The 19,583-nt window shown below is 66.3% G+C and carries 18 protein-coding genes and 1 tRNA gene; 10 read left to right on the top strand and 9 right to left on the bottom strand.

Annotated features, from left to right (window positions below):
• The first annotated feature begins 142 nt into the window (after positions 1-142).
• From LK459_RS21685 to LK459_RS21675, 3 genes are read left to right on the top strand one after another with little or no spacing between them, the layout of a single operon-like run.
• Positions 143-409 (top strand): phosphopantetheine-binding protein, encoded by a 267-nt coding sequence (locus LK459_RS21685; protein WP_227923947.1) that lies wholly within the window; start codon positions 143-145, stop codon positions 407-409.
• Entirely contained in the window at positions 406-1,932 is a 1,527-nt protein-coding gene (locus LK459_RS21680; RefSeq protein WP_227920700.1) for a tryptophan 7-halogenase, read from the top strand. Before LK459_RS21685 ends, LK459_RS21680 begins: the two co-directional genes overlap by 4 nt.
• Before the next feature lie 16 nt (positions 1,933-1,948).
• Complete coding sequence (locus LK459_RS21675) at positions 1,949-3,178, top strand: cation:proton antiporter (protein WP_227920699.1); 1,230 nt, start codon at positions 1,949-1,951, stop codon at positions 3,176-3,178.
• 54 nt (positions 3,179-3,232) lie between these two features.
• Here the strand turns inward: LK459_RS21675 and LK459_RS21670 are convergent, their stop codons facing one another.
• Entirely contained in the window at positions 3,233-4,486 is a 1,254-nt protein-coding gene (locus LK459_RS21670) for an isochorismate synthase (RefSeq protein WP_227920698.1), read from the bottom strand.
• Positions 4,487-4,706: 220 nt separating this feature from the next.
• Between LK459_RS21670 and LK459_RS21665 the strand changes: the two genes are divergently transcribed.
• Together LK459_RS21665 and LK459_RS21660 are read left to right on the top strand one after the other, a co-directional pair.
• Complete coding sequence (locus LK459_RS21665; RefSeq protein ID WP_227920697.1) at positions 4,707-6,047, top strand: lysine N(6)-hydroxylase/L-ornithine N(5)-oxygenase family protein; 1,341 nt, start codon at positions 4,707-4,709, stop codon at positions 6,045-6,047.
• 5 nt (positions 6,048-6,052) lie between these two features.
• The gene (locus LK459_RS21660; RefSeq protein ID WP_227920696.1) at positions 6,053-6,922 is read left to right on the top strand and encodes a siderophore-interacting protein; all 870 of its coding nucleotides are present in this window, start codon (positions 6,053-6,055) and stop codon (positions 6,920-6,922) included.
• 34 nt (positions 6,923-6,956) lie between these two features.
• On the opposite strand, the gene LK459_RS21655 is transcribed toward LK459_RS21660, so the two are convergent.
• Positions 6,957-7,907, bottom strand: coding sequence for an LLM class F420-dependent oxidoreductase (locus LK459_RS21655; RefSeq protein WP_227920695.1), 951 nt, complete (start codon positions 7,905-7,907; stop codon positions 6,957-6,959).
• A 61-nt stretch (positions 7,908-7,968) separates the two neighbouring features.
• Positions 7,969-9,003 (bottom strand): nucleoside hydrolase, encoded by a 1,035-nt coding sequence (locus LK459_RS21650; protein WP_227920694.1) that lies wholly within the window; start codon positions 9,001-9,003, stop codon positions 7,969-7,971.
• Positions 9,004-9,048: 45 nt separating this feature from the next.
• Here LK459_RS21650 and LK459_RS21645 point away from each other — a divergent pair, with 45 nt between their 5' ends.
• A complete protein-coding gene (locus LK459_RS21645) occupies positions 9,049-9,972 on the top strand; it encodes a mechanosensitive ion channel family protein (protein ID WP_174299143.1) in 924 nt (307 codons plus the stop codon).
• A gap of 165 nt (positions 9,973-10,137) precedes the next feature.
• Here LK459_RS21645 and LK459_RS21640 read toward each other — a convergent pair.
• Positions 10,138-10,223, bottom strand: a tRNA-Leu gene (locus LK459_RS21640).
• Between the two features lie 97 nt (positions 10,224-10,320).
• On the opposite strand from LK459_RS21640, the gene LK459_RS21635 reads away from it, so the two are divergent.
• A complete protein-coding gene (locus LK459_RS21635) occupies positions 10,321-11,679 on the top strand; it encodes a M20/M25/M40 family metallo-hydrolase (protein WP_007239229.1) in 1,359 nt (452 codons plus the stop codon).
• 45 nt (positions 11,680-11,724) lie between these two features.
• Here LK459_RS21635 and LK459_RS21630 read toward each other — a convergent pair whose 3' ends face one another.
• Complete coding sequence (locus tag LK459_RS21630) at positions 11,725-13,026, bottom strand: D-arabinono-1,4-lactone oxidase (RefSeq protein WP_407648825.1); 1,302 nt, start codon at positions 13,024-13,026, stop codon at positions 11,725-11,727.
• A gap of 14 nt (positions 13,027-13,040) precedes the next feature.
• Entirely contained in the window at positions 13,041-14,273 is a 1,233-nt protein-coding gene (locus tag LK459_RS21625; protein WP_227923945.1) for an alanine racemase, read from the bottom strand.
• A gap of 327 nt (positions 14,274-14,600) precedes the next feature.
• On the opposite strand from LK459_RS21625, the gene LK459_RS21620 reads away from it, so the two are divergent.
• Entirely contained in the window at positions 14,601-15,146 is a 546-nt protein-coding gene (locus LK459_RS21620; protein ID WP_007239226.1) for a YbhB/YbcL family Raf kinase inhibitor-like protein, read from the top strand.
• Positions 15,147-15,155: 9 nt separating this feature from the next.
• On the opposite strand, the gene LK459_RS21615 is transcribed toward LK459_RS21620, so the two are convergent.
• Genes LK459_RS21615 through LK459_RS21605 form a run of 3 tightly spaced genes read right to left on the bottom strand, consistent with a single transcriptional unit; the run spans position 15,156 to position 17,682 of the window.
• Positions 15,156-16,259, bottom strand: coding sequence for a quinone-dependent dihydroorotate dehydrogenase (locus LK459_RS21615; protein WP_227920691.1), 1,104 nt, complete (start codon positions 16,257-16,259; stop codon positions 15,156-15,158).
• Entirely contained in the window at positions 16,253-16,561 is a 309-nt protein-coding gene (locus LK459_RS21610; protein WP_007237155.1) for a DUF5703 family protein, read from the bottom strand. The genes LK459_RS21615 and LK459_RS21610 overlap by 7 nt, the downstream gene beginning before the upstream one ends.
• Complete coding sequence (locus tag LK459_RS21605) at positions 16,561-17,682, bottom strand: YncE family protein (RefSeq protein WP_227920690.1); 1,122 nt, start codon at positions 17,680-17,682, stop codon at positions 16,561-16,563. Before LK459_RS21605 ends, LK459_RS21610 begins: the two co-directional genes overlap by 1 nt.
• A 148-nt stretch (positions 17,683-17,830) precedes the next feature.
• Between LK459_RS21605 and LK459_RS21600 the strand changes: the two genes are divergently transcribed.
• Positions 17,831-18,673 (top strand): undecaprenyl-diphosphate phosphatase, encoded by an 843-nt coding sequence (locus tag LK459_RS21600; RefSeq protein WP_007237157.1) that lies wholly within the window; start codon positions 17,831-17,833, stop codon positions 18,671-18,673.
• Positions 18,674-18,716: 43 nt separating this feature from the next.
• A complete protein-coding gene (locus tag LK459_RS21595; protein ID WP_227920689.1) occupies positions 18,717-19,571 on the top strand; it encodes an MSMEG_4193 family putative phosphomutase in 855 nt (284 codons plus the stop codon).
• Positions 19,572-19,583: the final 12 nt, after the last annotated feature.

Raw genomic sequence — 19,583 nt, 5'->3', positions numbered from 1 at the left:
GCAGCCAACCATGGAAAGTTAGCTTACCCTAGCCTTAACGACGCGCAGGGGCGGCCCCGGTGTATCAAGTTGGTAAGCCTATGCTTACCAGATGACGGGCTCCGATGCTCGCCATTCGCAGCATGTCACGAGAGAGGACGGCATGGCCACCACGAACACGGTACTCACCCGAGAACGGATCATCGCTGACATCGCGGGCATCCTCGGCGTGGAGGAGAGTGAAATCACCGACGAGACAAACGTTCTCGATGTCGGTTTGGATTCGGTCCGCCTCATGTCGCTCATCGAACGGTGGCGTGCGGCCGGCGCACACAGGGCCGACCTGGTCAGCATGGCCGCCGATCCGGTCGTCGGGTCGTGGATTCGTGAACTCACCGACGAGTCCGGTCACGAAGGGGAGAACCGATGAGCGACGCTCGATCGAACGCACACGCCTCCGAATCCGCGGACGTGGTGGTCGTCGGTGGTGGCCCGGGTGGTTCCACCGTCGCGACGCTACTGGCGCGCAGCGGGCATCGCGTCGTGCAACTGGAGAAGGAGACGTTCCCCAGGTACCAGATCGGTGAATCCCTGCTCCCGTCAACGATTCACGGCGTGTGCAGGCTCCTCGGCGTCGATGAGGAGATCAAGAACGCCGGGTTCATGCACAAGCGCGGCGGAAGCTTCCGGTGGGGCAAGAATCCCGTGCCGTGGAACTTCCTGTTCGCCATCTCGCCCGAGTTCGCGGGTGAGGGGTCGTACGCCTATCAGGTCGAACGCATGAAGTTCGACCAGATATTGCTTGAGAACGCCGCGCGGAAGGGCGTCGACGTGCGTCAACGGTGCCGCGTGAACCAGACCATCACCGACGAGACGGGTCGGGTCACAGGTGTCCGTTACCTGGACGCAGACCGGGTCGAGCACCAGATCGATGCGCGGTTCGTCGTCGACGCGTCGGGGAACACGACGCGGTTGTCGAAACACGCAGGCGGAGAACGTATCTACTCCGACTTCTTCCAGAATGTCGCGGTGTTCGGATACTTCGAGAACGGCAAGCGGTTCCCCGCACCCGATAGCGGCAACATCCTGTGTGCGGCTTTCGACGAGGGGTGGATCTGGTACATCCCGTTGTCGGACAGCCTGACCAGTGTCGGTGCGGTCATCTCGCGCGAGAAGGCCGAGCATGCGCTCAATGCGCAGGAGGAGACACTGCTGCACTACATTGATCGCTGCGAGATCGTGAAGGACATGCTCGCCGACGCCACACGTGTCACCGAGGGCACCTACGGCGAGATCCGTATCCGCAAGGACTACTCGTACGCCAACACTCGTTTCTGGGGCAACGGCATGGTCCTCGTCGGCGACGCCGCATGCTTCATCGACCCCGTCTTCTCCACCGGGGTGCACCTCGCGACCTACTCCGGAGTCCTTGCGGCACGGTCGATCAACAGTGTGCTGGCAGGTGCGCTGACCGAGGAACGCGCGTTCACCGAGTTCGAGGGCCGCTACCGCCGCGAATACGCCGTGTTCTACGAGTTCCTGTCCGCCTTCTACGACATGGAGCAGTCGGAGGATTCGTACTTCTGGAAGGCCCGCAAGGTGACGAACTTCGATCGCAACGACATGACGGCGTTCGTGTCGTTGGTTGCAGGTGCCTACTCGGGTGAACAAGCGTTGACCGATCCCGACCAGATCGTGGAGCGGTTCTCCGCGTCGACGGCGGCGCTCACCGAGGCCTCGACGCGTACCGGCGGCATGGATACAGACTCCGGGCAACGGATGGGTCATCTTTTCGGTACGCAGGTCGTCCGGGACGTGATGGAGGAGATGAACGCGCTGCAGGCCCGCGGCGCGTCGGGTACCGACGGCAGTGAGCCACCGCTGCTCGACGGTGGTCTCGTACCCTCGGCGGACGGCCTGAGTTGGGCGGAGCCCTCTCCGGCTGCGGTCTGACCCACCGGCGCAGGCCATGCTGACGGCACTGGCCCTGATTCTCGGCGCGGCCCTCGTGTGCGGCGCACTGGCGCGCATGCTCGGATTCCCGGCGATGGCAGGCGAATTGGTTGCCGGAGTGCTGCTCGGCCCCTCGGTGCTCGGGTTCGTGGCTCCCAGGGTGACGGGGCTCGTCGTCGATTCCGACGGCACCCCGACGACGGCGGTCTCGGCCGTCGCCACCCTCGCCGTGGTGCTGCTCGTCGGCCTGGCGGCGACCGAGCTCGACGCCCAGTTCCTCCGTGGCCATGCACGCACGATCGGTGTTGTCGGTGCGGTCTCGTTCGTCGTGCCGCTTGCCGCAGGCGTTGCTCTCGGGTTCGTCCTACCGGCGCGCTACATCGGACAGGCCGCGAGCACAACCGCATTCGCGGTGCTGCTCGGCGTGGCGATGTCGGTGAGTGCGATTCCGGTGATCGCGCGGATTCTGGGGGATCTCGACCTGTTGCGAAGCACTCTGGGCCGGCTCATCCTGTCCGTCGGCACGCTGACCGATCTGGCTGCCTGGGTCATGCTCACGGCCGTGTCGGCCCTCGTCACGGTCGGGCTCCGCGGGTGGCACCTCCCGCTGACGCTCCTTGCCATGATCGGTTCGATCGCCGTCGCATTGATTCTGCGACCGCTGATCGGCCGGGTGCTGACACGTCTGGAGACGGCCGGGCACGACGCGCAGTCGGCGGCGGTCATGGTGATCGCGATGGTCGCAGGCGCCGCCGCGACCGACGCCATGCATCTCGAGGCGGTGCTCGGCGCACTGCTCGCGGGAATCGCCTATGGCCGACGTCCCGAGAGAGTGGTCGCGCCGCTGCGTATCGTCACCACATCCGTACTGGCGCCGGTCTTCCTCGCCTCTGCCGGACTGCACGTCGATCTCCGAACACTGGGTGGTCCGACGGTGGCGGGTGTCGCGGTCGGTGTGATCGCGGTGGCCGTATCGGCAAAGCTCCTCGGTGGATACCTCGGAGCTCGCCTCGCCCAACTGTCGAGATGGGATTCGCTGGCGGTCGGCAGTGGCCTGAACGCACGAGGAGTGGTCGAGATCATCATTGCGACAACAGGATTGAGTCTGGCCATCTTCAGCGAGGAGACCTACATGATCATCGTCGTGATGGCCGTGGTGACCTCGGTGATGGCCGGCCCGATGGTTGCTGCCGCAGCCAGACGAGCCCGGCCGGCGACTCGCCGTTCGATCCTCGTCGGCGACTGAGCCTGTTGCCCCATGCGCGCGCCGGCCGCCACGCAGCCGGTGACAGCCGATCGGTCAGGCCTCCTCGACTCCGAGAGCACGGAGCACGGTGCGGAATTTGGCCGTGGTCTCGGCCAGTTCGTCGTCGGGGTCGGAACCGGCGACGATTCCTCCTCCGGCCCAGGTCGTCGCATCGCCTGTCCTCGAATCGAGTTCGGCACATCGGATCGCAACAAGCCATTCTCCGTCGCCTGCGGTGACACCGACCGGCGCGGTGCCGTCGGCCGGGCCGCTCAGCGCTCCGCTGCGCACTCCCGCGGAGACATCACCGACGCACCAGCCGACCGCGCCCCCGTAGAACCCCCGGTCGCCCTCGGTGGCGAGTATGTAGTCGCGCGCCGTCTCCGTCGGTGTGCCGCACACCGCCGGAGTGGGATGCACGGCGAGCGCGAGGTCGAGTGCGGTGGTCGACTCATCGGCCAACTGCCCGACGATCGGTGTGCCCAGGTGCCACATCGAGGCGGTGCTCACGACGCTCGGCCTTTCGGGCACCTCGAGTCGGTTGCACAGCGGCGCGAGTGCATTCCGAAGTGCGTCGACGACGAAGTGATGCTCGCCGAGATCCTTGACCGACGCACTCAGTGCGCTGGCACGTCCGGCGTCCACAGCGGGGTCGGGGTGGCGCGGCGCCGATCCGGCGAGGGGGTGTGCGCTCACCTGGGTTCCGCGTCGACGGACGAGAACCTCGGGACTCGCGCCGACCAGATGCCTGTCGCGGTGGACTCCACCCGCGGGGGTGAGATCGGTGCGGAAGATCGACGAATGCGGGTTCTGTGCGGCGAGGAATGACGCGAACAGCTCGGGGGTCAGGGCAGGTGCGCTGTGTAACAGCAGTTTTCGTGCCAACACCACCTTGACGAGTGGTGATGCCGGATCGGCGAGCACCGCGACTGCTGCCGCGACCCGCCCGCGATGGTCAGCCGGTGACGGATCGGCCCCGCAGAGTCGTGTGCGTGTCACTGGCCGCGGTTCCGGCGACTCGGCCACACGCGACACCCGGGGTGCGTCGATGCAAAGACGCACGGGTGCGGTCAGCGCGCTGGGCGAGTCGCTGTCGAACGCGAGAGCGCCAACGACCGCGGTGTAGGTGCCCTGCGCCAGTGCTTCGGCGGCGCGCGCGGGATCGTCGAACGACGCAAGCGTGCCGCTCGCAGTGACGTGGTGTGTGGTTCCGGCCAGGTCGAAGTGTGTGGTGGATGCCTCGTCGACGCGTCGAGTGTCGGCGGTGTCGGCGTGGCCGCGTGTGACTGACGGGGTCGAGAGGCTCATCGCGTCGTTCCTCCTCGGGTGATGCCGCGTCTCGCGGGGGTATGTGAACGCGAGCTAATGATTAGGTTAGACTTACCTAGCACTTCAGGTGTCGGAGGCCTACGCCAACGCAACACGCGACCCAGAGTGCACTGCCGTAGACAACTGTCCCGGACGGCGTCGGGGACATCAGCACGACAACCCGCACCGCGCGGGTATCACGACGATCTAGGAGCGGCGCGTGTGTAGTGAGCGGAACTCCGAACTCGATGTCGTCGGCATCGGATTCGGACCGTCGAACCTGGCTCTGGCCATCGCGGTCGAGGAGCACAACGACGCGCTACGGCGTGATGACCCGGCGCGCTCGCGAGCGCTCGAGGCCCGCTTCTTCGAGAAGAAGACGCAGTTCGGATGGCACCCCGGGATGCTCCTTCCCGGTGCCACCATGCAGGTGTCGTTCCTCAAAGATCTTGTGACACAACGCAACACGTCGAGTTCCTACTCGTTTCTCAACTACCTCGCCGAGCACGACCGGCTGGGCCACTTCATCAATCGCCAGGACTTCTTCCCGCTGCGCGCCGAGTTCCACGATTACCTCAGCTGGGCTGCCGACCGCGTGGGCGTCCCGGTCGAGTACGGCACGGAGATCACATCCGTCGGCTTCTCCGACGGCGCCTTCGAGGTCACCTCGTCGGCGGGTGAAAGCGTGCGAACGCGCAATCTCGTTCTCGGAGGCGGTCTTCGGGCAAAGTTGCCCGCAGGTGTCGTCGCAAGTAGCCGTGTCTTCCACAATCACCACGTTCTGCCCACTCTGGCCCAGCTACCCCCGTTGACTCACCGGAGATTCGCAGTCGTGGGCGCAGGACAGAGCGCAGCAGAGGTCGCGGCCTTCCTGCACGAGACCACCGATGCCGAAGTGCACGCCGTCTTCTCCAAGTACGGCTACACCCCGGCGGACGACAGCCCGTACGCGAACCGCATCTTCGACGCGGAGGCCGTCGACGAGTACTTCTCGGCCGAACCCGCATGGCGTGACCGGCTGCTCCAATACCACCGCAGTACGAACTACTCGGCCGTCGACCCTGTTCTGATCGAGGACCTGTATCGCCGCGAGTACACCGAGCGGGTGTCGGGGGATCGGCGACTGTTCGTGCACGGCGCCACCGAGGTGATCGATCTCGACGAGACCGACGACACCGCACGGTTGCGCGTCGCACATCGCACCACCGGCGAAGAACTCGACCTCGACTGTGATGCCGTCGTGTTCGCGACAGGATTCGAGCCGACGCCGGTCGCGGCCATGCTCGGCGAACTCGCTGCGCATTGCGCGGCCGATCAACACGGTCGTCCCGTGCTCGACCGCGCCTACAGGTTGCAGACCGCCTCCGAGATCACCGGGCAGATCTTCGTCCAGGGAAACTCGGAACACACACACGGACTGACGTCGACGCTACTGTCGAATGTGGCCATCCGATCGGGCGAGATCCTCGACGCCATCGTGCGACATGGTGCGGGCGAACCGATCACGACGGCCGTCCCTGTTGGCCACAGCGCGCGCGGCGCGTCGATTCTCGAGAGGTGAGTAGTGTGACCGGGCTGGAAACCGTGGAGGGGCAGGACACCACACCCCACCCGACCGAGGTCAAGATGACCATGTACGACCTGCTGCCCCGCACGGTCGAGGTGGTCGAGACCATCGACCTGAGCGCGGACATGCGTCGGGTGCGCTTCTCCATCAGCTCGCCCGAGAGTTTCGTCGTGGTGCACATGGCACCCGACGACCACATCAAGTTGTTCTTCCCTGACCCGGATACCGGCGAGATCCTCATGCCCGGGGTCGGGGCCGAGGGGATGCGTCTGCCGACCGAGGGCAGATTTCCGATCTACCGTGACTACACGATCCGCGCATTCGACCGCTCACGCGGTGTACTCGACATCGACTTCGTGCTCCATGACCACGGAGTTGCGGGCAAGTGGGCAGGCAATGCAGTCGCGGGCGACCGACTCGGCATGCTCGGTCCGCGTGGCTCCCACATCTATCCCACCGGCTACGACTGGTATCTCCTCGGCGCAGACGACACCGCCCTGCCCGCACTGGCGAGATGGCTGGAGGAACTCCCCGCCGACAAGCCTGTGATCGCCTTCGCCGAGGTCACCGGGCCCGAGACCGAGATCGAGCTTCCCGAACGTCCGAATGCCCGCGTGCATTTCGTGCACCGCGGAGCCGATCACGTCGGGCGTGGCGTCAACATGCTGCGCGCTCTGGAGGAACTAGAGCTCCCCGACGGCGATTTCTACAGTTGGTTCGCTGGAGAAGCTCTGTCCCTCAAACCGATTCGGCGCCATCTGCGACGCGAGTTGGGCAGACCCAAGGACTGCGTCAAGGTCGACGGTTACTGGCGCACCGGAACGGTCAACCTCGACCACCACGTCGCAGACGACGACTCCGAGCACTGATCGGCACGCACGTTCGGTGCGCCGACGGTCGAATTCAGCCGATGAGCGGGGAGAGGGTCTGACCGAGGAGGGTCACCCGACCCGGTATGTGACCGTTGGCCGGCGCGTTGACCGTCACTCCGTCGATACCCGTGGCGAGCAGTTCGGAGTATCGAGCAGCCACTTGCTCAGGCGAACCGATGACGGTCGAGGCACGACGCCCCTCGGCTGCCGGATTGCGTGCCACGTAGGACTCGAACTCCGCTCTCGCCTCGTCCTCGGTGGGAGCGACACAGGCCGAGGTCTGCGCGGTCACCGTGATCTCCGATCGGTCGCGTCCCAGACGTTCGCAGTGCGCCGCCAGGACGTCGAGTTTGCGGGGGATATCCGCGGGGGCGGCGAGCAGATTCGATTCGTCTGCGTACTGCGCGACCATCCGTAGCGTCTTCTTCTCACCGCCGCCGCCGATCATGACGGGGATACGGCTGAGCGGTGCTGGTGAATTCATGGCGTCGTGGACCCGGTACCACCGACCGTCGAGCGAGGGCCGCTCGTCGCGCAGCATCGGCAGGATGATCTGGAGGGCTTCCTCGAGCTTCTCGAATCGATCGGTGAAGGTACCGAAGTCGAAGCCGAGGGACTCGTGCTCGAACTCAAACCACCCTGCGCCGATACCCAATTGGGCTCTGCCGCCGGACACGACGTCGAGGGCGGTGACGGTCTTGGCGAGCAGCGTCGGGTTGCGATAGGTGTTTCCGGTGACGAGAGCGGAGAGTCGGACCCGCGATGTGTGTTGGGCGAGCGCCGACAGCAGCGTGTAGCACTCGATCATCGGCTCGTCAGGCGCGCCGAGCATGGGTAGTTGATAGAAGTGGTCCATCACCAGGACGGTGTCGAAGCCGGAGTTCTCCGCCTCGACAGCCTGAGCGGCGATGGTCGGGAAGAGTCGGTCGGGAGCGGTGTCGGGGTAGGTGAAGTTCGGGATCTGGTAGCCGAGTGTCGTCACCTCGCCGACGTTACCGCGATCGCGCGAGGCTGGGATTCGGCGAGGTGGGGATTCGGCGAGGCTACGGAGCTGCGCTGAGCTGCCGTGCGAGGGTGGCTATCGTCTCGATGAGGTGGTCGAACACCGCGTCGACGTCGGTCGCGGTGGCGATAGCGGCATTCGGTGCACCGCCCCACATGCCGCGTTCGTCGGCGACGGTCATGCCGCGAGTGAGTGCACCGGACAATTCGACACCCACCTGGGCCGGCATCGTTCGGGCCACCGCGGGATCGAGCGCAACGATCGCAGCGAACGGGTCGTGCAGGTGTGCCAGGTAGCCCTCGTCGTGCGCGTCGTGGAATTCCAGGTAGAAGCGCATGGCGTCGACGAGGTGACGTACGAGCGGGTTGTCGGCGACAGACCGGATACCTCGCTCGTCGGTCGGATCGAGGTATTCGACAGGATGGCTGCCCGCCGCGGCGGCGAGCCTGACCAGGTGGTCGGGCAGGAGCGCGACGGTTTCGGTGAGGTCGAGCGGACAGATGATGGGTGCTGGCGCTCCGTCGACTCCGAATGCCGCGAAGACCTCGGCGGCCGCCTCCGGATCGACGGCGACGTTCCATTCGGCGACAGGCGTGGTGTTCCCGTGGACGTGGAATGCGCCGCCCATGATCACCAGTCGCCGCAGTCGACGCGGCAGACCGGGGTCGCGCCTCACCGCGGAGGCCAACGACGTGAGAGGTCCGGTGACCAGCCCGACGAGCTCGCCGTCATGCGCGTGCGCGGCGTCGAGCCAGGCATCGACGGCGTCGGTGCCGGCAACCGGTAGATCGGAGGTGGGCAGTTCGGCATAGCCGACGCCGAGCGGACCGTGCGTCTCCTCGGTGGTCATGAGAGGTGCGACAAGAGGCCCATCGGGCCCCCGATGTACGGGGATTTCACCACGACCGCACAGCGACAACCACGCGAGGTTGTTCGCCACCACGACGTCGACCGGCACGTTGCCCGCGGTGCTGGCGATTCCGACGATGTCGACATCCCTGCGTGCCAGCAGATACAGCAGTGCGACCGAATCGTCGATGCCGGTGTCGCAGTCGAAGAACAGGTGCTGTGTCACGAGTCGATTCTGATGGATTCGCGTCGAGTACGTACGGTCGGGTTCATGGCAACGTACACAACGGCTTTCGAATGGACGGAGACAAATCGAGAATGGCTGATCGAGAACCCGATCAGGATCGTCGGATACGTGGTCGTGGCGCTCGTCGTGCGGTTCCTCTGCAATCGCCTCATCGACCGCGTCACTCGGCGTCAGCCGAGCCAGAAGGGTTCTGTGCCGCCGTTGCTGCGCCACCTACGCGATCGCGCTCCGTCGGGCGCCAGTCGCGCCGTGATCAACGAGCGGCGTGCACAGCGCGCCCGCACCATCGGGTCGGTGCTCAAGTCGGTCGTGTCGATCGTGTTGCTCACGTGGGTGGTGCTGGCGGTGCTGTCTGTACTGGGCGTGAACATCGCGCCGTTCATCGCGTCGGCGGGTGTGATCGGTCTCGCCATCGGCTTCGGTGCACAGAACCTGGTGCGTGATTTCGTCACGGGTATCTTCATGCTCCTCGAGGACCAGTACGGCGTGGGCGACGTCGTCGATCTGGGGGAGGCCGTCGGTGAGGTCGAGTCCGTCGGACTGCGCATCACCACGGTGCGCGACCTCGACGGCACGCTCTGGTATGTCCGGAACGGTGAGATCGCGCGAGTGGGCAACATGAGCCAGGAGTACGCGGTCGCACGCGTCGAGGTTCCCGTGGCACTCACCGCCGACGTCGACAGAGCGCAGGAGGTCGCGCTCGACGCCGCGCACGAGGCCGCCGAATCGTCGTCACTGAGCGACGACGTCACCGGGGAACCGGAGATGCTCGGCGTCCAGGAGCTCTCCGCGGACCAGTTGACGCTGCGGATGACGGTCACCACACGACCGAACTCACAGTGGAAGGTCCAGCGCACCCTGCGCCGCGAGATCCTGCGTGCCTACGACGAGAACGGCATCGAACTGCCCTATCCGCGCGGGCAGCTGATCACCACCTCGCCGAACTAGGCTGCCATCGTCGGCACTCGCGCCTTGACCGATACTCGGGGTCGAGACACGTGCTTGCGACAAGCGCGAGTGCCACCATGCGCGGCCGGTGGCGGAAATGCGTGTTCGTGCCCACGAAACGAAACGAGCCCGCCGGGAGCAATTGCTTCCGGCGGGCTCGTGCGGTGTCCGAGGGGGGACTTGAACCCCCACGCCCGTTAATAGGGCACTAGCACCTCAAGCTAGCGCGTCTGCCATTCCGCCACTCGGACTCGGTGCTTCGGTACTCGCGGATTTCTCCGTTTCGCACCGGGCCGGATAACACTAACCGAGGTTGCCCCCGTATCCCAAATCCCGTAGGAGTGAGGGGTGACTTCGGAGCCCGAGAACCCCACCGAGACCATCAAGGCCGTCGACGAAGTCGTCGACATCGTGAGCAAACTGATTCGCTTCGACACCACGAACACAGGCGAGCCCGAGACGACCAAAGGCGAGGAAGACTGCGCCAAGTGGGTCGCGGGAATGCTCGAGGAGGTGGGCTACACCACCCAGTACGTGGAGTCCGGACGTGCGGGACGCGGGAACGTCTTCGCCCGCCTGCCCGGTCCGCCCGATTCCGATCGCGGGGCGCTCCTGATTCACGCCCACCTCGACGTCGTGCCCGCAGAGCCCGCCGACTGGAGCGTCCATCCCTTCTCGGGATCGGTCTCCGACGGCTACATCTGGGGCCGCGGCGCCGTCGACATGAAGGACATGGCGGGCATGGCGCTGGCACTTGCGCGACAGTTCGCGCGTGAGGGCACCGTTCCGCCGCGCGAACTGGTCTTCGCGTTCCTGGCCGACGAGGAGGCCGGCGGCACGTGGGGTTCGCACTGGCTCGTCGAGCATCGGCCAGAACTGTTCGACGGCATCACCGAGGCCGTCGGCGAGGTCGGTGGCTATTCGTTGACGGTCGACCGTCCCGACGGCACACAGCGTCGCCTCTATCTGGTGGAGACAGCCGAGAAAGGCCTGTCGTGGATGCGTCTGACCGCGGAAGCCAGTGCCGGGCACGGATCGTTCCTGCACTCCGACAACGCGGTCACCGAGATCGCCTCGGCGGTCTCCCGGATCGGCAACCACACGTTCCCCCTCGTCATCAGCGAGTCGGTGGCCGAGTTCCTCGAGGCGGTGTCGGAGGAGACCGGCTGGGATCTCGGCCCAGACACACCAGACCTCGAGACCGCGCTGTTCAAGCTGGGCAGCCTCGCCCGGATCCTCGGTGCGACGCTGCGTGACACGGCGAACCCGACCATGCTCAAGGCCGGCTACAAGGCCAACGTCATCCCGCAGAAGGCCGAGGCAGTCGTCGATTGTCGTGTGCTGCCCGGACGCCAGAAGGCGTTCGAGGCTGAGATCGACGAGTTGATCGGCCCCAACGTTCGACGAGAATGGATCACGCACCTCGACTCCTACGAGACGACATTCGACGGACATCTCGTCGACGCGATGAACGACGCCATCCTCGCCTACGACGACGACGGACGCACCGTGCCGTACATGATGTCGGGCGGGACAGACGCCAAGGCATTCGCCAAGCTCGGCATCAGGTGCTTCGGATTCGCGCCGCTGCGGCTGCCGCCGGAGCTCGACTTCGCCGCGCTGTTCCACGGCGTCGACGAGCGTGTCCCCGTGGAGTCCGTTCTCTTCGGCACCCGTGTGTTCGAGCACTTCCTGCACCACAGCTGAGCGGTCCCCCGACCTACTGTTCAGCTGCGGCGCAGGTCGGCTGGGTCAGCTTCCGAGTACGCGTCTGAGGTACGCGTTGCCGAAGACGCGCTCGGGGTCGAATTCGTCACGCAGGGCGAGGAACTCGTCGAACCGTGGGTAGACACTCCGGAGGTACTCCGCGTCGCGGGTGTGCAGCTTGCCCCAGTGTGGCCGCCCGTGATGGGCGACCATGATCTCCTCGACGTCGGCGAAGAACGCGGCGATGTCGGCGGGATCGTCGCGATGGTAGCGGTGGACGGCGATGTAGCCGGTGGTGCGGCCCGACGCGGTCGAGAGCATCAGATCGTCGGCGGCGGCCGCGCGCACCTCCACGGGGAAGCTGACCTTGTACCCCTTCCGCTCGATGAGCCTGTCGATCTCGGTGAGCACCTCGGCGACGGCGGGCAACTCCACGGCGTACTCCATCTCGCGGAAACGTACGTCGCGTATCGACGCGAACACCTCTGCGGATGGTGCCGTGTAGGTGCGCTCCGACAGTGCGTGGCTCGCAACACGGTTGAGTGTCGGCACGGTCGAGGGCAGCCGCCGTCCGAGCTCACAGACCACGCCGTAGACCTTGTTGCTGATCACCTCGTCGTCGATGTACCTGCGTACCCTGCCCGGGCCACTCCGCATTGCTGTGGCGGGAAGCCTGGTGTTGGTCTTGGCCAGTGCCCGCCGCGTGTGGGGAAACCAGTAGAACTCGTGGTGATCACAGCTCTCGACACGATCCACGAATCCACCGGCGGCGTCGTCGAGGTCGAGGGGCTGGTCGTGGGCTCGAAGACTGAAGGCATCGACGCACTCGATGGTGAGATCGACGATGACTCCCAGTGCGCCCAACCCCAATGCGAGAGCGCGTAGTTCGTCGTCCTCATCGGTCACGGTGACCACTTCGCCGGTACCGGTGACGATCGTCGCACCGACGATCTGGGTGGAGATGCCGCCGAACGCCAGGCCTGTTCCGTGGGTGCCGGTCGAGGTCGCTCCGGTGATCGTCTGGCGGTCGATGTCGCCGAGGTTGCGCATCCCGAGTCCGTACGGTGCGAGCAGCGCGGGGATCTCGTGCAGCCGCGTGCCCGCACGCATCCGCACGCGACGGCCGTCGACGCCGACGATCCCGCGCAGTGCCGACATATCGAGCTGAATACCCTCCGGCACACCGATACCGGTGAAACTGTGACCCGAACCGATCGGCTTGACCCTGATCCCGTCGGCTGCCGCCTTGCGAACCAGCTCGGCGACAGCGTCGACGCTGTCGGGGGTGGCGACTGTGGTTGTGGCGGACTGGTTTCCGCTCCAGTTGCGCCACTGCTTGTCCGTCATCTGCTGCTGTGTGGTCACAGGTAGCACCGCCCTTCCCCTCGGTATGTCGGAACGAGATCGTCGACACGGGCGTGCCCGTTCGCGTCCCGACCTATCAGTGCAACAGTCCTCGCGCGTTCGCAGACCTCACCTGATTTGGTGTGGCGGAACCATACCCGGTCCCCAGGTACCAGATTCGACGCCGCTGCGCCGGTCAACGGCGTCTGCACCTCGCCCGCCGCCTCGGTCGTGATGTACGAGAAGCCCTCGGGCCAGACTGGTCGCGGCAGACGATCGGCGGCAGGTGGTCCGGATGCAATCCAGCCGCCTCCCGCGCACGTGACGATTCCCGGTGCGGGCCTGCGTGTCACGTCGAGTCCGAAGGTCAATGCCGGGGCGGGTTGGAAGCGGCGGTATCCGTCGAAGAGATGGCCGCCGAAAAGTCCACTGCCGGCAGCGATGTCGGTGACCGAGTCATCACGGGAGGTCTCCTCGAGTGAGCCTGTTCCGCCTGCATTGACGATCTCGATGTCGGCGATCTCGCGCAACGACGTGACGATCGCACCGCGCCGACGACGCAATTCGAGCATGGAGATGCGTTGCATGGCGCGCGTGGCCCTGTTCATCAGGAATCTGCCGTCGACATCGTCGGCGACCCCGGCCACCTGCGCCTCGTAGGACATGACGCCGACGAGTGCGAATCCGGGGCGCGCGACGATCGCTCGGGCGAGCGTCAGTGCTGCCGTCGAGTCGTGGACAGGGGAGCGTCGGACGCCGAGGTGGACGCGACCACCGAACAGGCGTAGCGAGGCGTCGAGGTCGATGGCGACGCGGACCGTCGGGCGGAGGTTGGGCGACACAACGGAATCGACGATGTCCAACTGGGCGATGTCGTCGACGAGCAGCGTCACGCGTGTCAGGGCGAGCGGGTCGGCGAGTAGATCGGCCAGGGCGGCGCGCCGGACCGTCGGGTAGCCGAGGAGCACGTCGGAGATTCCCGATTCGGTCGCCAGCCACCTCGCCTCCGCGACGTCGAACGCGAGGACACCGGCGAAGCCGTCGCGTGCGACCACGTCGTCGATGATCCTGCGGACCCGCAGTGATTTGCTCGCGAGTCGGATCGGGACGCCCCCTGCGCGCGCGAGGAGATCGGCGACGTTGTGTTCGAGCGCGGACAGGTCGAGCGCCAGGACAGGTGCGTCGAGTCCCGCGTCGCGGACGGCCGAGTCGATCTCTGCGTAGTGGGCCGCCGAATCCTTCTCCCACATACGCGGGACTGCTCGGCCGGGCGGGGCGTCGAGACGACGCATAAGCGCTGCTCCCAGGGGTGTCGTGGCTGGAAACCGGGGCCAGTTCCCAAAGTTGACCATTTGGTCAACTGACCGTACTACACACGCGGGAGGCGCGAGATGTGAAAGCGGGCATCAGGCCGAGAACTCTGCGAGTTCACCCGACGGCGCGCGGGTGCATCCGTGCTGCAGCTGAGGTCGGCTCGCCCGTGGTGGGCGTCGATCGCGGCGACGCGGTTTAGACTCGCGAACGAGTGCACGCACGCTCGGCCATCCAGGGCCACGCTCGCGAGAGAAAGGTGTTCGATGACCTCGTACGACCCTTATGCAGACCTACCCAGCCTGCCGACGTTCACGGTGACGTCGGAGAATGTCACCGATGGCGCACCGTTGGCGAATCCGCAGGTGAGCGGAATCATGGGTGCGGGCGGCGACGACGCCTCCCCACAACTCTCGTGGTCCGGATTCCCTTCGGACACCAAGAGTTTCGCAGTCACCGTCTACGATCCCGACGCTCCGACTGCCGCTGGTTTCTGGCACTGGGCTGTCGCCGACATCCCCGCATCCGTGACCAGTCTGGCCGAGGGTGCGGGCGACGAGGACGGTAGCGGACTGCCCGCAGGCGCCGTCACCCTGGCCAATGATGCGTCCCTGAAGCGTTTCGTCGGGGCAGCCCCGCCTCCCGGGCACGGCCCGCATCGCTACATGATCGTCGTGCACGCCGTCGACGTCGACTCCCTCGAACTCCCGGAGAACGCGACGCCGGCCTACCTCGGGTTCAACCTGTTCTCGCACGCGATCGGGCGGGCGCGGATCATCGGAACCTACGAACTGCCCGCCGAGAACGTCTGAGCACCCTCGTCAGCTGCGCGTCGCGCTGCCGATCGCCTCGGAGATGGTGGCGAATCCGGCGGCGCGCACGCGGGCTGCGAGTCCTTCGTGGATCTCGCGCAGGCGCACCGGCCCCCCGTAGATGAATCCTGTGTAGGTCTGCAACAGGTCGGCGCCCGCACAGATGCGCTCCCATGCCTGATCAGTCGTCTCGATACCGCCGACACTGATCAGAGCCAGTTTGCCGCCGACACGAGAGTACAAGCGCCGGAGCACCTCCAGCGACCGATCTGCCAGCGGAGCGCCGGACAGTCCGCCCGCACCCATGGCAGCCACCTCGTCGGCGGGTGTGCGTAGTCCCTCGCGTGAGATCGTCGTGTTCGTGGCGACGATGCCCGCGAGTCCCAACTCGACCGCCAGGTCGGCAACCGCGTCGATGTCGTCGTCGGCCAGGTCGGGTGCGATCTTGACGAGCACGGGTACGGAGACCTCGTCGAGCACCGCCGAGAGAATGGGCCGCAGCGAGTCGACTGCCTGTAGGTCTCGCAGACCGGGTGTGTTGGGTGAACTCACGTTGACGACGACGAAATCGGCGTGCGGGCCGAGCAGGCGCGCAGACGTGCGGTAGTCCTCGACGGCACCGTCGAGCGGGACCACCTTGGTCTTGCCGATGTTGGCGCCTATCGGGACCGTGATGCCACGCGCACGCGACGCCGCGAGGTTGTCGGCGGCGGCACGCGCACCGGGATTGTTGAAGCCCATGCGGTTGATCAGCGCATGGTCGGCCGGTAGCCGGAACAGTCTCGGCGGCGGATTGCCCGGCTGCGGCTGACCGGTCACCGTTCCGACCTCGGCGTACCCGAAGCCCAGTAGTCCCCAGGCATCGGCCGCCGCAGCTGACTTGTCGAAGCCTGCCGCGAGACCGAGGGGCGCCGGGAAATCGACCCCGAAGACCTTGTGACGCAACACCGGATCACGATCGACGAACAGTCGTGCGCACAGCGCTCGGGTGAGGCCGACTCTCGTCGCCGCCCGGATCGACGCCATGATGATGGAGTGGATACGTTCCGGATCGAGCAGGAACATCGCTCTCAGCGCGAGCGGATACACCGCTCGATTCACTCGGGTCAGCACGCCTGCGCACTCCCGTCGGCCAGGTGGTCGCCTCCGCGCCGGCGTGGCGGTTTCTTGCGGCGCAGCAACACCTTTCGCGTTCCATCGGAATAGAGCCGCACCCGAGAGAGTTCCCAACCACCGAACTCTGCCTCGAGTGACAGGCGCATCGACGCGGTGACCCGGGTGACGTCGGGCGGGAGCTTGATCAACATCGATTCGTAGTCCTCCGACGACACCTCCCATCCACGTGGGTATCGAGCCCCGATGCGGGCACTGGTGCGGTGATGCTGGGGTAGGCGGTGATGACCGGGCACTGACATCAGCGGCCCCCCTCGCCGACCGTCGGAGACGGACTGCTCACAGGATTCCCCCCGGTGTACGGCGGTTCGACGACCTGGACGCCGCCGTCTCTGGTCGACAGGACGTAGACGGCTCCGGTCGTGTCGTCGACGGCGAGCGCATCGGGCTGGGCGACAGCCGCGAAGCGATGCTTCTCGACGGGCTCTCCACCGGCAAGGTCATACGCCACCACCTCGTTGTTCGCCGTCGTCGACACCCACAGGAGGTTGCGGGTGTCGTCGTAGTCTACGGCGTAGGGCCCGTGGGGCACGGGATAGCGAAAGCGCATCACCAGCGGGGATCCGAAGAATCCGATGATCTCGTCGTCGCGGGTGTTCGACACAAGGATTCGTCCGTAGTGGTCGACGGTGGCCTCGGTCGCACCGTTGCCTGCGCGCAGCGCAGCGCCGAATTCGCCGTTCGAGATGTCGACCGGCGTGACCGACGATTGCGCCTTGTCGAGGACGACGACCTGCTCGCCGGGCAGATCGGCTCCGGCGGGGGAGACCGTGATGTCATCGACGCCCACGAACCCGCCGATGTCACGGATCTGCTCGAAATCCTGGCCGAAGACGACGAGGTGACCGTTGCCGGCACCGACGAGGATCTGACCGGAATGCGTCCGGGCCAGCGCTGTCGGCTCCGCGACCGACGTCGGGGAAGTGGAGACGACGCCGTCTGCCCCGATCCGCACCAACGTCTCGGGTCCTGCGCCGACGAATCCGCCGTCGCCCACCCCGATGATCCTCGTCAACCGGGGTGTGCGGATCGTCGTCGATTCGCCGCCGATCGCATCGGTCGACAACCGCAACACCGACGTTCCGTCCGCACCGAGGACGGCCAGAGACTTGCCCGAGTGCGCGAGGACTGTGCTCCCCGCTGGAGTCGGGACGACGGATCCCGCCGGCGGGGCGGCGGGGCCGGCGGGCGCCGCACTGGCGGTGGCAGGGGCGACGGTCTCGGCCTTCTGTGCCGCGTCGTCCTTCGACGACCCACAGCCGACCAGCGACATCGTCGTGGCCAACGCGACGACGATGACACCGAGCGTCACCGGGTGGCGGCGACCATCGGTCGTGTTCTCGGAGAGCCGGGGTGAGCGCATGTGACCATCTTGCGGGACGGACATCCGACGTCCGCCGAGAGGTCGGCGTCGTCGTTCACCACATCACAGTCCCTCGGCGACACGCGGTCGTGCTGCACGGAGCATCGTCGCCAGCCCACGGCCGGACGGGGCGGTAGCATCGTCGCCCGTGACCGAGACCATGACCTGGGCCCAATCGATCGTGCTGGGTGTCATCCAGGGCCTCACCGAGTTCCTTCCCATCTCGTCGTCGGCGCACCTGCGCATCGCATCGGAGTTGATGTTCGGTGGCGACGCGGGAGCGTCGTTCACGGCGGTGATCCAGCTCGGGACCGAGGCGGCGGTGCTTGTGTTCTTCGCCAAGGACATAGCCAGGATCATCACCGCATGGTTCCGGGGGTTGTTCAACGAACACGAACGCAACCTGGATTACCGGATCGGTTGGTACGTGATCTTCGCGACCATCCCGATCGGCATCATCGGCTTCTTGCTGAAGGACGAGATCCGCACCGCGGCACGCAACCTGTGGGTGACCGCGATCGTGTTGATCGTGTTCTCGGGGGTGTTCTGGCTCGCCGAACGCGTCGCGACACAGTCGCGCTCGATCGAGCAGCTCACGCTGCGCGACGGGCTGGTCATGGGCCTGGCCCAGTGCCTGGCACTCGTGCCCGGCGTGTCACGCTCGGGCGCCACGGCCAGCGCAGGCCTGTTCCTCGGGCTGGAGCGCGAAGCCGCGTTCCGTTTCTCGTTCCTGCTCGCGATCCCGGCCGTGCTCGCCTCGGGACTTTTCAGTCTCCCCGACGCCTTCCACCCCTCGGGCGACGGCATGGAGGCGACCGGAGCGCAACTGGCGGTGGCCACGCTGATCTCCTTCGTCGTCGGCTACATCTCCATCGCGTGGTTGTTGCGTTTCGTCAGCGGTCACTCGCTGAACTGGTTCGGCGTCTACCGCGTTGCCCTCGGACTCGTCGTGATCGCGCTGCTGTCAGCCGGCGTCATCAGCGCGACCTGACCTGCGCTGTGCCCCGGCGGGTGCAAGTGCCTATGGTTGAGGGATGACCGTGATCCTGGTTCGCCATGGCCGGTCGGTTGCCAATACCTCGGGCGTACTCGCCGGCCGCACGCCGGGTGTCGCCCTCGACGACAAGGGACGCGCACAGGCGGCGGAACTGGTGCATCGGCTCGGCTCTGCTGCCGCGCAGATCACCGCGGTGGCCCGCTCACCGTTGCAGCGGTGCGGCGAAACGGTCGCACCGTTGCTCGCCGCCATCGCCGAGCAGACCGGCCGTCAGGTCCCCGAGGTGATCGTCGACGATCTCGCAGAGGTCGACTACGGCAGTTGGACCAACCGATCGATCAAAGACCTGCTTTCCGAACCGCTGTGGAAGGTCGTGCAACAGCACCCCTCCGCCGCGGTCTTTCCCGACGGGGAGGGTCTGTCGCAGGTGCAGGCCCGCGCGGTGGCCGCGATTCGCAGACTCGACCGAGAACTCGGCGGGCCGGACGGATCCGGGGTGTGGGTGGCCTGCTCGCACGGCGACGTGATCAAGTCGATCATCTCCGATGCGATGGGTGCCCACCTCGACACCTTCCAACGAATCGTCATCGAGCCCGCGTCGATCAGCATCGTCCGCTACGGCGCCACTCGTCCGTACGTCCAGACCGTCAACAACACCGCGGTGATCTCCATACCCGCGCCCCCGCCGAAGAAGAGCGACGACGACGCGACCGTCGGCGGCGACAGGGGAGTCGACGATCCGACAGCCGCCACACCGGGTACCCCCGTCTCCGACAACCCGCCCGTAGAGGGCGTGTCGGCGACGGCCACCGCCGCCGAATCCGACCGCGACGTCGACGGCAACGTGACGAGACCAGCAACTTCTGCGCAGGCTCCGGTCGGGCGCGGATAATGAACACACGAG

Source organism: Gordonia otitidis (assembly GCF_020735545.1).
GTDB lineage: Bacteria > Actinomycetota > Actinomycetes > Mycobacteriales > Mycobacteriaceae > Gordonia > Gordonia otitidis.
Note: the sequence above shows the minus strand (reverse complement) of the source record. Positions and strands in the feature narration are given on the sequence as shown.